Annotated in this window: 11 protein-coding genes and 1 pseudogene; 3 read left to right on the top strand and 9 right to left on the bottom strand. The window is 67.4% G+C overall.

The window, feature by feature from the left end:
- Positions 1–16: 16 nt before the first annotated feature.
- From AC1DY5_RS09115 to AC1DY5_RS09080, 8 genes are read right to left on the bottom strand one after another with little or no spacing between them, the layout of a single operon-like run.
- Positions 17–1,312: an acetyl-CoA hydrolase/transferase family protein gene (locus tag AC1DY5_RS09115; protein WP_478110967.1), complete on the bottom strand. Its 1,296-nt coding sequence runs from the start codon at positions 1,310–1,312 to the stop codon at positions 17–19.
- Between the two features lie 36 nt (positions 1,313–1,348).
- Complete coding sequence (locus AC1DY5_RS09110; RefSeq protein ID WP_478110966.1) at positions 1,349–2,596, bottom strand: phenylacetate--CoA ligase family protein; 1,248 nt, start codon at positions 2,594–2,596, stop codon at positions 1,349–1,351.
- Positions 2,593–3,405 (bottom strand): ABC transporter ATP-binding protein, encoded by an 813-nt coding sequence (locus tag AC1DY5_RS09105; protein ID WP_478110965.1) that lies wholly within the window; start codon positions 3,403–3,405, stop codon positions 2,593–2,595. The genes AC1DY5_RS09110 and AC1DY5_RS09105 overlap by 4 nt, the downstream gene beginning before the upstream one ends.
- A gap of 13 nt (positions 3,406–3,418) precedes the next feature.
- Entirely contained in the window at positions 3,419–4,747 is a 1,329-nt protein-coding gene (locus AC1DY5_RS09100) for an ABC transporter substrate-binding protein (protein ID WP_478110964.1), read from the bottom strand.
- Positions 4,748–4,785: 38 nt separating this feature from the next.
- Positions 4,786–5,850 carry a branched-chain amino acid ABC transporter permease gene (locus tag AC1DY5_RS09095; protein ID WP_478110963.1) on the bottom strand — a complete coding sequence of 355 codons (1,065 nt, stop codon included), beginning with the start codon at positions 5,848–5,850 and terminating at the stop codon, positions 4,786–4,788.
- Between the two features lie 2 nt (positions 5,851–5,852).
- On the bottom strand, positions 5,853–6,782 hold the full coding sequence (locus AC1DY5_RS09090; RefSeq protein ID WP_478110962.1) for a branched-chain amino acid ABC transporter permease: 930 nt from the start codon (positions 6,780–6,782) through the stop codon (positions 5,853–5,855).
- Between the two features lies 1 nt (position 6,783).
- Positions 6,784–7,569 (bottom strand): ABC transporter ATP-binding protein, encoded by a 786-nt coding sequence (locus AC1DY5_RS09085; RefSeq protein WP_478110961.1) that lies wholly within the window; start codon positions 7,567–7,569, stop codon positions 6,784–6,786.
- Positions 7,566–9,509 (bottom strand): AMP-dependent synthetase/ligase, encoded by a 1,944-nt coding sequence (locus AC1DY5_RS09080; RefSeq protein ID WP_478110960.1) that lies wholly within the window; start codon positions 9,507–9,509, stop codon positions 7,566–7,568. Before AC1DY5_RS09080 ends, AC1DY5_RS09085 begins: the two co-directional genes overlap by 4 nt.
- 84 nt (positions 9,510–9,593) lie before the next feature.
- Between AC1DY5_RS09080 and AC1DY5_RS09075 the strand changes: the two genes are divergently transcribed.
- Positions 9,594–10,334 (top strand): Crp/Fnr family transcriptional regulator, encoded by a 741-nt coding sequence (locus AC1DY5_RS09075; protein ID WP_478110959.1) that lies wholly within the window; start codon positions 9,594–9,596, stop codon positions 10,332–10,334.
- An 18-nt stretch (positions 10,335–10,352) separates the two neighbouring features.
- Here AC1DY5_RS09075 and AC1DY5_RS09070 read toward each other — a convergent pair whose 3' ends face one another.
- A complete protein-coding gene (locus tag AC1DY5_RS09070; RefSeq protein WP_478110958.1) occupies positions 10,353–10,973 on the bottom strand; it encodes an SOS response-associated peptidase family protein in 621 nt (206 codons plus the stop codon).
- Positions 10,974–11,090: 117 nt separating this feature from the next.
- Here AC1DY5_RS09070 and AC1DY5_RS09065 point away from each other — a divergent pair, with 117 nt between their 5' ends.
- Entirely contained in the window at positions 11,091–11,849 is a 759-nt protein-coding gene (locus AC1DY5_RS09065) for an SDR family NAD(P)-dependent oxidoreductase (RefSeq protein ID WP_478110957.1), read from the top strand.
- 60 nt (positions 11,850–11,909) lie between these two features.
- Positions 11,910–12,093: pseudogene (locus tag AC1DY5_RS09060) on the top strand (IS5/IS1182 family transposase); the annotation flags it as partial.

The raw sequence follows: 12,093 nt of genomic DNA, 5'->3' as shown, positions 1-12,093 counted from the left end.
GCGGTGCCGCGCAGCGTCAAAGCAGCTTCGCGAGCCTCGCCTGCTCGGTCAGCTCGGCGCGGAAGTCCGGGTGCGCGATGGCGATCAGCTCCTGCGCCCGCTGCTTGGCCGACTTGCCGCGCAGCTGGGCGACGCCGTATTCCGTCACCACGTAGTTGATGTCGTTCTTGCTCGTGCTCACATGCGTCCCGGGCGACAGCGAGGGCACGATGCGCGACAGCGTGTCGCCCTTGGCGGTCGAGGGCAGCACGATGAAGGCCTTGCCGCCGCGCGAGCGGTTGGCGGCCCGCACGAAGTCGGACTGCCCGCCGGTGCCGGAGAAGGGTGCGTGGCCCAGGCTTTCCGAGCCGCACTGCCCGAGCAGGTCGATCTGCAGCGTGGCGTTGATGGCGACCAGCTTGTCGTTGAGGCCCGCCAGCGCCGGGGTGTTGGTGAAGTCGACCGGATGGATCTCCACCGACGGGTTGCGGTCCATGAAGCGGTACAGCTTGTTCGAGCCCAGCGCGAAGGTGGCCACCGTCTTGCCCGGCAGGTAGTTCTTGCGCCGGTTGGTCACCACGCCGGCCTCGATCAACGTCAGGATGCCATCGCCGAGCATCTCGGTGTGGATGCCGAGGTCGTGCTTGTGGGTGAGCTGCATGACCACCGCGTCGGGGATGCCGCCGTAACCGATCTGCAAGGTCGAGCCGTCCTCGATCAGGTCGGCGACATTCTTGCCGATGGCCTGCTGCACCGGTCCGATCTTCGGCAGTCCGACCTCGAGCACCGGGTCGCTGCTTTCCGCCAGGGCCGCGACCTGCGAGATGTGGACATGGCAGTTGCCGTTGGCGAACGGAACGTTCGGGTTGACCTCGAGCACCACCGCGCGGGCCCGGGCCACGGCCGCCATCGTGTAGTCGGCGCCCAGGCTGAGCGCGAAATAGCCGTGGGCGTCCATCGGCGAGGCCATGCTGAACACCACGTCGGCGGGGATCTGGCCGCGATCGATCTGCGCCGGGATCTCCGAGAAGTAGTTCGGGATGAAGTCGATCCAGCCTTCCTGGCCGCCGGCGCGGGTCGCGCCGCCGAAGAACAGGGCCACATGGCGCACGTGCTGCGAGGTCTCGCGGTCGATGTAGGCGTACTTGCGCATCGCCAGGATCTGCGCCACCTTGACGTCGCGGAAGCTCAGCCGCTGCTCGGACAGGGCGGTGAGCAGCGTGGGCGGCTCGCCGACCCCGGTGGGAACGATGATCAGGTCGCCGTCGCGCACCTGGCGCACCGCCTCGGCGGCCGGCACCCGCTTCTGCTGGTACTGGTCATGGACTGTCATGTCGAAGCTCCTCATTCGCAGCCGCCATCTTCGCTCCTATTGGTAGCTGCGTGAATCCTCGATCACCTTGCCGTCGTTCGGCAGGCTGCCGGGCGCCACCCACGCGACCGTGCCGCGCAGCTTCGTGAGCTCCCGGATCGCCTCGGCGATGCGGGCGTCCAGGCCTTCCGGCGGCGCCGGGCATTCGAGCTTCAGCGTCATGCGGTCGTTGGCCATCTCGCCCTCGACCACCAGACGCGCGCGCTGCACTTCGGGAAAGCGGCGCACGATCTCCGCGATCTGGCCGGGATGGACGAACATGCCGCGCACCTTGGTGGTCTGGTCGGCGCGGCCGAGCCAGCCCCGGATGCGCGCGTTGCTGCGGCCGGTCGGGCAGTGTCCGGGCAGCAGCGCCGACAGGTCGCCGGTGCCGAAGCGGACCAGCGGATAGTCGGGGTTCAGGGTGGTGACGACGACTTCGCCGACTTCGCCTTCGGGCACCGGGTCGCCGGTGCCGGGCCGCACGATCTCAACGATCACGCCCTCGTCGAGCACCAGGCCCTCGCGGGCGCTGGTCTCGTAGGCCACCAGGCCCAGGTCGGCGGTCGCATAGCACTGCATGCCGGTCACGCCGCGTTCGGCGATCCAGTCGCGCAGGCTGGGCGGAAAGGCCTCGCCCGACACCAGCGCCTTGTCGAGGGGGCCGAGCGGGATGTTCTTCTCGGCCGCCTTCTCGATCAGGATCTTCAGGAAGCTGGGCGTGCCGACGTAACCCGCCGGCCGCAGATCGGCGATTGCCTCCAACTGCTGCTCGGTCTGCCCGGTGCCGCCCGCGAACACGGTGCAGCCGAGCGCGCGGGCGCCGCTCTCCATGATCGAGCCGGCCGGCGTCATGTGGTAGCTGAAGCAGTTGTGCACCAGCTCGCCGCGACGAAAGCCCGCGGCGTACAGCGCACGCGCGGTGCGCCAATAGTCCGCTGCCTCGCCCTCGGGTTCATAGAGGGTGCCGGGGCTGGCGAACACGCGCGGCATGCGCGAGCCGAAGCGGATCGCCGCGAAGCCGCCGAAGGGGTCGCTCGCGCGGCGTTCCTGCTGCAGCGCGAGCAGCTCGGACTTGCGCGTGACCGGCAGCTTCGCCAGCGCCTCGCGGCTCGCCACCTCGGACGGCTTCACGCCGTCGAGGATCTTCGCGAAGGCCGCGGTCGCGGACTGCGCCTGCAGGATCTGCTTCGGCAGCGCCGCCAGCAGGTCGCGCTCGCGCTCGGCCGGGTCGCGCACTTCGAGCGCATCGTAGAAATCCGTCATGCCAACCACCGCTTTCTGCGCTTGTAGCTCTTCACGTCGCGGAAGCTCTTGCGATCCGCGCCGCCGACGCCGAGGTAGAACTCCTTGACGTCCTCGTTCTCGCGCAGGCTCTTCGCCTCGCCGTCCATCACGATGCGCCCGTTCTCGAGGATGTAGCCGTAGTCGGCATAGCGCAGCGCCATGTTGGTGTTCTGCTCGGCGAGCAGGAAGGTCACGCCTTCTTTCTCGTTGAGGTCCTTCACGATGCCGAAAACCTCCTCGACGATCTGCGGCGCCAGCCCCATCGAGGGCTCGTCGAGCAGCACCATGTTCGGGTTGGCCATCAGCGCGCGGCCGATGGCGCACATCTGCTGCTCGCCGCCCGAGGTGTAGGCCGCCTGCGAACTGCGCCGCGTCTTCAGCCGCGGAAAGTAGGCGAAGACCTTCTCGAGCGTCTGCGCGACCGCGGCCTTGCCGTCGGTGCGCGTATAAGCGCCGGTCATCAGGTTGTCCTCGATCGACAGGTGGGCGAAGCAGTGGCGGCCTTCCATCACCTGGATCAGGCCGCGCTTCACCAGCTCCGCGGGCGAGAGCGCCTCGATGCGTTCGCCGCGCAGCTCGATCGTGCCCTTGGTCACCGCGCCGCGTTCGCCTGCCAGCAGGTTCGACACGGCGCGCAGCGTCGTCGTCTTGCCTGCGCCGTTGCCGCCCAGCAGCGCCACGATGCCGCCCTCGGGTACCGACAGCGAGACGCCCTTGAGCACCAGGATCACGTGGTTGTAGATGACCTCGATGCCGTTGACGTCGAGCAGGATCTTGCGTTCGCTCATGAGGCGGCCAGCGTCAGGCGCTGCAGTCGGCGGCGTCGCGCCGGTTCAACTTCTTCTCGCCCGCGTATTTCTCGCCCGCCGACTTGACCATCGGCTTGATGATCTGCTCATCGGCCTCGTACCAGTCGGGCGCGATGTTCCACTTGCTGCCRTCCCAGGTCTCGATGCGGGCCCAGGTCGAGCCCATGTGGTCCTGGCACGAAGTGCTGATCGGCCGCATCACGCCCGTGAAGCCCAGCGCATCGAGCTTCTTCTGGTCGAGCGCGAGGTTCTCGAGGCCCCAGCGCACCTGCTCGCCGGTCATGACCTTGCCCTTGCCGAAACGCTCCTGCGCCCGCTTGACCGCCTCGATGCCGAGCATCTGGATGATCACGCCGCGCGTGTAGAGCACCGAGCCGACCTCGTCCTTCGGGCCCGTTCCCTGGCCCYTGTCGTGCAAGTTCTTGAGGATCTCCTGCATCACCTTCGGCTGCGTGCCCGCGCTGTTGAGCGCCAGCGCGTTGTAGCCCTTGGCGTTCGCGCCCACGTCCTTGACGTCGGGTTCGGCGCCGGCCCACCAGACGCCGTACATCTTCTCGCGCGGGTAGCCGGTGGCGACCGCTTCCTTGAGCGCGGTGGAGTTCATCACGCCCCAGCCCCACAGCAGCACGTAGTCGGGCCGCTGCTGGCGCACCTGCAGCCAAGCCGACTTCTGCTCGATGCCGGGCGCCGCGACAGGGATCAGCGTGAGCTCGAAGCCATTCATCTTCGCGCGTTCCTGCAGCAGCGGTATCGGCTCCTTGCCGAACGGCGAGTCGTGGTAGACCAGCGCGATCTTCTTGCCCTTGAGCTTGTCGGCGCCGCCTTCCTTCTTGGCGATGTGCTGAATCAGGATGTCGGCCGCGGTCCAGTAGCTGCCCATCAGCGGGAAGTTCCACTTGAACACGTTGCCGTCCTGCGAAGCCGACAGGCCGTAGCCGAGCGTGATCAGCGGGATCTTGTCGACCGGCGCCTTGTCGGTCAGCGCGAAGGTGATGCCCGTCGCCTGCGGGTCGATCAGGGTTGCGCCCTTGCCCTTGAGGCGTTCGTAGCATTCGACGCCCTTGTCGGTGGCGTAGCCGGTCTCGCATTCCTCGTAGGCGATCTTCACGCCGTTGATGCCTCCGGTGGCGTTGATGTACTTGATGTAGTCCTGCTTGCCGTTGGCCCAGGGGGTGCCGTTCGGTGCGTAGGGGCCGGTGCGGTAGACCAGCAGGGGGAAGAACTGCTCCTTGGCCTGCGCCTGCACGAGCGAGGGCGCGAACAGCGCGCCGATAGTGGCGGCCGCGAAGGCGGCGGTCGCAGCGAGCGATTTCAATTTCATGCCTGTCTCCTAGGGTTGTTGCGAACGAAACACGGGAATCAATGCGGGAAGGGCCAGAGGCGCAGCTTTTCCTTGGCGGTCGACCACAGGCGCGCCAAGCCGTGCGGCTCGACGATCAGGAAGAACACGATCAATGCGCCGAAGATCATGAATTCGAGGTGCGATGCGAGCGCGGTCGAGATCGTGATTCCGAACCAGCCCGGCAGCTGGTTGAGCAGGATCGGCAGCAGCACGATGAAGGCGGCGCCGAAGAAGCTGCCCATAATCGAGCCGAGCCCGCCGATGATCACCATGAAGAGGAGCTGGAACGAACGGTCGATGTTGAAGGCCGCCGGCTCCCAGGTGCCCAGATGCACGAAGCCCCACAGCGCGCCGGCCACGCCGACGATGAAGGAGCTCACCGCGAAGGCGGTCAGCTTGGCATACACGGGGCGGATCCCGATCACCGCGGCGGCCACGTCCATGTCTCGCATCGCCATCCATTCGCGGCCGATGGAACTGCGCACCAGGTTCTTCGCCATCAGCGCGAAGACGGCCAGCAGGCTCAGGCACAGCAGATACTTCTGCACCGCGGTTTCGACCGGCAGGCCGAACAGGCTCAGGCTCGAGACGCTGACCGAGCCCGAGGACGAGTTGTTGGTGAACCAGTTGATGCGCAGGAAGGCCCAGTCGACGAAGAACTGCGCCGCCAGCGTGGCCACCGCAAGGTAGAGGCCCTTGATGCGCAGGCTCGGGATGCCGAACAGCACGCCGACCGCGGTCGAGCACAGCCCGCCGAGCAGCAGCGACAGCAGCAGCGGCATGCCGTCGATGCGGACGTGGAAGTTGTAAGCCGCGTAGGCGCCGACCGCCATGAAGGCGCCGGTGCCGAGCGAGATCTGCCYGCAATAGCCGACCAGGATGTTGAGACCCAGCGCCGCGAGCGACAGGATCAGGAAAGGGATCAGGATCGCGCGGAACCAGTACTCGGGCGCGCTCAGGGGCACCACCGCGAAGGCGAAGACCAGCAGCACGAGCATCAGCACCCGGTCCTGCAGGATCGGGAAGATCTGCTGGTCGGCGCGGTAGCTGGACTTGAACTGGCCGTTCTCTCTATAGAACATCTTTACACCCGATCGATGATTTTTTCGCCGAACAGGCCTTGGGGCCGGACCAGCAGGAACACCAGTGCCAGCACGTAGGCGAACCAGATCTCGATGCCGCCGCCCAGCATCGGCCCGAGGTAGATCTCCGACAGCTTCTCGCCGACGCCGATCAGCAGGCCGCCGATGATCGCGCCCGGGATCGAGGTCAGGCCGCCGAGGATCACCACCGGCAGCGCCTTCAGCGCCACCAGCGAGAGCGAGAACTGAACGCCGAGCTTGGAACCCCAGATGATGCCGGCGACCAGCGCGGCGAAGCCCGCCACCGACCACACGATGACCCAGATGCGGTTCAGCGGAATGCCGATCGACTGCGCGGCCTGGTGGTCGTCGGCCACCGCGCGCAGGGCGCGTCCAGTGGAGGTCTTCTGGAAGAACAGCGCCAGCACCACCACCAGCGCGGCCGACACCAGCGCCGCGATCAGGTCCTCGCGGCTCAGCAGCAGGCCGCCCTGGAACACGTTCTCGAGCACCATCATCGGCTCCTTGGGCATGCCGACGTCGATCTTGTAGATGTCGTTGCCGAACAGCGTCTGACCCAGGCCGTCGAGGAAGTAGGCGATGCCCAGCGTCGCCATCAGCAGCGTGATGCCTTCCTGGTTGACCATTTTGGAGAGCACCAGCCGCTCGATCAGCCAGGCCACCACGATCATCACCGCCATCGCGGCGACGAAGGCCAGCAGGTTGGCGAGCACCAGGCTCTCGAAGCCGAGCCAGCGCGGCAGCCATTCGGCGAAGCGCGCCATCGCAAGCGCCGCGAACAGCACCATCGCGCCCTGCGCGAAGTTGAAGACCCCCGAGGCCTTGTAGATCAGCACGAAGCCGATCGCGATCAGCGAATACAGCATGCCCACCATCAGGCCGCCGAACAGTGTTTCGAGGAAGAATCCCATGTCAGTGTTCCACGCCCAGGTATGCCCGGATCACGTCCTCGTTGTTGCGAACCTCGTGCGGCGTGCCGTCGCCGATCTTCTTGCCGTAGTCGAGCACCACCACGCGGTCCGAGATGTCCATCACCACGCCCATGTCGTGCTCGATCAGCACGATGGTGGTGCCGAACTCGTCGTTGACGTCGAGGATGAAGCGGCTCATATCCTGCTTCTCCTCCACGTTCATGCCGGCCATCGGCTCGTCGAGCAGCAGCACCTGCGGCTCCATCGCGAGCGCGCGGCCGAGGTCGACCCGCTTCTGCAGGCCGTAGGGCAGGCGGCCCACGGGCGTCTTGCGGTGCAGCTGGATCTCGAGGAAGTCGATGATGCGTTCGACGAACTCGCGCTGCGCGATCTCCTCGCGCTGGGCGGGACCCCAGTGCAGCGCCTGGGCCAGCAGGCCGCTCTTCATCTTGAGGTTGCGCCCGGTCATGATGTTGTCGAGCACGCTCATGCCCTTGAACAGCGCCAGGTTCTGGAAGGTGCGCGCCACGCCCATCTCGGCCACCTGGCGCGAGTTCATGTGCTTGAAGTGCTTGCCGCGGAAGGTGATCGAGCCCTGCTGCGGCTGGTAGACGCCGTTGATGCAGTTGAGCATCGAGCTCTTGCCGGCGCCGTTGGGCCCGATGATCGCGCGCACCTCGTGCTCGCGGACGTCGAAGCTGATGTCGGTCAGGGCCTTCACGCCGCCGAAGCTGAGCGAGATGTTCTGCACGTCCAGGATGACCTCGCCGATATTGCGTGTGCTCATGCAGCTGCCCTCATCGGTGGGAACCGCTTGGCCTCGACGATCTTCAGCGTCGCGCTGACCACGCCGGTGCGGCCATCCTCGAACTTGACCTGCGTCTCGATGAACTGCTCGGTCTTGCCGCCGTAGAGCGCATCGATCAGCACCGCGTACTTGCCGGCGATGAAGCCACGGCGCACCTTGCGCGTGCGCGTCAGCTCGTCGTCGTCGGGGTCGAGTTCCTTATGCAGCACCATGAAGCGCGCGATCTGCGTGTCGGCCATGCCGTCCTCGCTCGCCAGGTCGGCGTTGACCTTGGCGATGCACTCGGCCACCAGCGCGAGCACCTCGGGCTTGCCCGCCAGGTCGACATAGCCGCCGTAGGCCAGCCCGCGCCGTTCGGCCCAGTTGCCGACCGCCTCGTAGTCGATGTTGACGAAGGCGCAGACCTCGTCGCGCGCATCGCCGAAGCAGACGGCCTCCTTGATCTGCGGGAAGAACTTGAGCTTGTTCTCGATGTAGTTGGGAGCGAAGATCGCGCCGCCGTGCATCCGGCCGACGTCCTTCGCCCGGTCGATGATGCGCAAGTGGCCTTCGGCATCGAGCACGCCGGCGTCGCCGGTATGGAAGTAGCCGTCGGCATCGAGCACCTCGGCGGTGGCGTCGGGCCGCTTGTAGTAGCCCTGCAGCACCGACACGCCGCGCACCAGCACTTCGCCGTCGTCCGCGATCCGCAACTCGATGCCGGGCGCCGCGCTGCCCACGGTCTGCAGCTTGACCTTGCCGTCGCGCTGCAGGCAGACATAAGCGCAGGTTTCGGTCTGGCCGTAGAACTGCTTCAAATTGACACCAATCGAGCGATAGAAGCGGAACAGGTCGGGCCCGATCGCCGCGCCCGCGGTGTAGGCGACCCGGATGCGGCTCATGCCGAGCACGTTGCGCAGCGGTCCGTAGATGACCAGGTCGCCGAGCGCGTACAGCAGGCGATCCAGGGTGGCGACCGGCGCGCCGTTCAGGATGTCGGCACCGACGCGCTGCGCCAGCGCCATGAACTTCGCGTACAGCCAGCGCTTGGGTGCGGCTGCGTCCTCCATGCGGATCGACACCGCCGTGAGCAGGCCCTCGAAGGTGCGCGGCGGGCCGAAGTAGTAGCTGGGCCCGATCTCGCGCATGTCGTTCATCACGGTCTCGGCCGACTCCGGACAGTTGAGCGTGAAGCCGCCGACCAGCCACTGCGCGACCGAGAACAGGTGGTCGCCGACCCAGGCCATCGGCAGGTAGCTCATGATGTTGTCGCCGGGGCCGAGCCGGTCGGTCTCGACGCCGCCGCGGCCCGCCGCGATGAAGCTGGCATGGGTCTGGCAGACGCCCTTGGGGCGGCCCGTGGTGCCCGAGGTGTAGAGGATCACGGCAACGTCGGAGGCCTCGCCGGCCGCCACGCTGCTGGTGAAGAACTCGGGGTGGGCCGCGTCCCAGGCGCGGCCCAGTTCGCACAGCTTCTCGTAGCTCAGCAGACCGGGCTGATCGTAGTTGCGCAGCCCGCGCGGGTCGTCGTAGACGATGTGGCGGATGGTCGGCCGCGTGTCGCGGCACTCGAGCAGCTTGTCGACCTGCTCCTGGTCCTCGGCGATCACGAACTCGATCCCGGCGTCCTCGAGCATGAATACCATCTCGCCAGCCACCGCGTCCTGGTAGAGCGGCACCGGCACGCCGCGCAGGCTTTGCGCCGCGATCACCGCCATGTAGAGATGCGGCCGGTTGGCGCCGACGATCGCCAGGTTGTCGCCGGCCTTGAAGCCCAGGCTCGCCAGCCCGCAGGCGAACTCGCGCACCTCGCGCGCGACGTCGGCCCAGCGCCAGCTCTGCCAGATGCCGAGATCCTTCTCGCGCACCGCGGGGGCATCGGGCTGCTGCTGCGCATGGGCCAGCAACAGGCGGGGGAAGGTAGGGTCTGTGGTCTGCACGATGGGCGGACTGTAGGACCAACTTTGACGCCAACTTGTCGTTTCAACGACAATCCTAGGGACACTACTCCCCGGAGTTTCCCGATGAGCACCGGCACCGACAGCAGCCCGTCCTCGATCCGCGACCGCGTGCGGCCGGCCAGCGCCGACGAACTCGGCAGCATCCCATGGATGGACGCGCTCACGCCCCCCGAGCGGCGGCGCGCCGAAGCGGCGGTGGTGGTCGGCGAAGCCGTGCCCGGCGACCTGGTCTGCCGCATCGGCCGGCCGCCGACCTACTGGTTCGGCGTCATCGCCGGGCTGCTCAAGATGAGCAACGACAACGCCGACGGCACCTCGATGACCTACAGCGGCCTGCCGCCGGGCGGCTGGTTCGGCGAGGGCACGGTGCTCAAGCGCGAGCCCTACCGCTACAACGTCCAGGCGCTGCGGCACAGTGTGGTGGGCGGCCTGCCGGCGGACGATTTCCACTGGCTGCTCGACCACTCGATCGGTTTCAACCGTTTCGTGATGAACCAGCTCAACGAGCGCCTGGCCCAGTTCATCGCTGCCCGCGAGACCGACCGCCTCAACGACCCCGACGTCCGCGTGGCGCGCAACCTGGCGGCGCTGTTCAATCCGGTGCTGTTCCCCGGTGTGGGCGAGCTGCTGCGCATCACGCAGCAGGAGCTGGCCTACCTGATCGGGCTCTCGCGCCAGCGGGTCAACGAGGCCCTGCGCACTTTGCAGGCGCAGGGCGCCATCCGGGTCGAATACGGCGGGCTGCGCGTGATCGACCTGGCGGCGCTGCGCGCCAGCGTGTCGGTGGGCAGGGGAATGGCGTAGGGCGGCGGCGGGCCGACCCTAGACCGGGACGTCTACCGGCAGGGCCTGCCGGACCAGCTTGTCGTCGGCATAGGGCCGCAGGTAGGCCGCGGTTTCCTCCACCGGGCAGTGGAGCCAGTCGTCGATCCRGGCGTCGCGCAGGATCGCGCTGCGGCGCTGCTCCAGGTTGCCCGGCATCCCGAATGTCAGCAGCGCGAAGCTTTCCACGCACTCKCCGGCGGGCGAGCGCCAGCCGTTCCAGAGGCCGGCCAGTGCCAGCGGCTGGCCATCGGAGCGAGACACGCGTACGGTCTCGTCGTCGCTGGCCCCGGCCTGGAACAAGGCGTCGGCAAGGATCACGCAGCGATGGCCGCGCTTCCAGGGCTGGTAGAAGTTGCGTTCGGCGAAGGCGGTCTCGCAGCGCGCCTCATGGGTGTTCAGATCCTGGCCGTCCTTGCTGAACAGCGGGATCAGGCCCCAGCGCCCGGGGGCGACCTGGAAGCGGGCCAGCGAATCCTGGGCCGCGCCGTCCGCGCGGGGGCGCCGGACGAACAGGCCCTGCTGGCCCGGCCGGACGATCGAGGCCCCGGGCTCGCAGGCCAGACCGAAGCGCTGGGCGAAATGACCTGGCTCGCTCGCTGCTTGGTAGTGGGTGGGCATGGCCTGAGGGTGTAGAAGCCGGCCGATTCTAGTCAGCCGCGGATACCATTGGAAGGGTCGGCTGCTGAGCAAGGGCTGACGTTGCGATATAGCGCACGAAAACTCTCAACAAACGCAATGAATTCATCCCGTCTCACCGTCATCACCGGCGCATCGCGCGGCCTGGGCCGTGCCATGGCCGAGCAACTGCTGCAGCCGGGCCAGAATTTGCTGTGCATTTCCCGCCAGAGCGACGCGCAACTCGCCGCCCGTGCCCGCGAGGTCGGCGCCGAACTGGCGCAGTGGGAGCTGGACCTGTCCGATCCGGTGCCGGCCGCGGCGCGGCTGGCGGCCTGGCTGCAGGGCCTCGATGCCGGCGCTTTCGACAGTGCGACCTTGATCAACAACGCCGGCATGGTCGGCCGCCCGCGCCCCTTGTCCGAAGCGGTGGCGAGCGAGCTGGCGCAGGCGCTGCGCGTCGGACTCGAGGCGCCGATGATTCTGGCTTCCGCCTTCCTGGGCGCCACCAAGGGCTGGCGCGCCGAGCGCAAGGTGCTCAACATCTCCTCCGGCCTGGGCCGCAACGCGATGGGCAGCCAGGCGCCCTACTGCGCCGCCAAGGCCGGCATGGACCATTTCTCGCGTGCCGTGGCGCTCGAGGAGAAGGCCGTGGCCGGCGGCGCGCGCATCGTGTCGCTGGCGCCCGGCGTCATCGACACCGACATGCAGGTGGCGCTGCGCACCAGCGAGGCCGACATGTTCCCGGACCGCGTGCGCTTCGAGAAGCTCAAGGCCGACGGCCTGCTCGACAGCCCTGCATCGGCCGCCGCCAAGATCCTCAAGTACCTGGAACGCCCGGACTTCGGCAGCAACCCGGTGGCCGATATCCGGGACTGAGAGAGTGAGAGTTTTTCTCCGACCCTCGCGAACTGGCACGGGACTGGCTACAGCCCTGGCATGTCAACACAGGCCACAGACGAGGCGATGAATCAGGACCAGGGACTGTTCGAGGACTTGCCGGCGCCCAGCGCTGCGGATGTGCAGCAAACGCAAGCGCGAGCCAGCACGCGCAGCCACGCAGCGCCGCGCATCCTCGAGCCCAACCGCAAGCAAATCGAGTTGCGCGCCTCGGACCTGGAAT

The sequence above is a fragment of the Variovorax sp. P4_D9 genome, from assembly GCF_056401695.1.
The sequence above is the reverse complement of the archived record's forward strand: the minus strand, read 5'-3'. Positions and strand labels throughout refer to the sequence as shown.

Bases quoted from the DNA above. Each gene is read 5' to 3' on its own strand.
- AC1DY5_RS09115 (WP_478110967.1), bottom strand. From the start codon at position 1,312: ATGACAGTCCATGACCAGTACCAGCAGAAGCGGGTGCCGGCCGCCGAG.
- AC1DY5_RS09105 (WP_478110965.1), bottom strand. From the start codon at position 3,405: ATGAGCGAACGCAAGATCCTGCTCGACGTCAACGGCATCGAGGTCATC.
- AC1DY5_RS09065 (WP_478110957.1), top strand. From the start codon at position 11,091: ATGAATTCATCCCGTCTCACCGTCATCACCGGCGCATCGCGCGGCCTG.
- AC1DY5_RS09085 (WP_478110961.1), bottom strand. From the start codon at position 7,569: ATGAGCACACGCAATATCGGCGAGGTCATCCTGGACGTGCAGAACATC.
- AC1DY5_RS09110 (WP_478110966.1), bottom strand. From the start codon at position 2,596: ATGACGGATTTCTACGATGCGCTCGAAGTGCGCGACCCGGCCGAGCGC.
- AC1DY5_RS09090 (WP_478110962.1), bottom strand. From the start codon at position 6,782: ATGGGATTCTTCCTCGAAACACTGTTCGGCGGCCTGATGGTGGGCATG.
- AC1DY5_RS09075 (WP_478110959.1), top strand. From the start codon at position 9,594: ATGAGCACCGGCACCGACAGCAGCCCGTCCTCGATCCGCGACCGCGTG.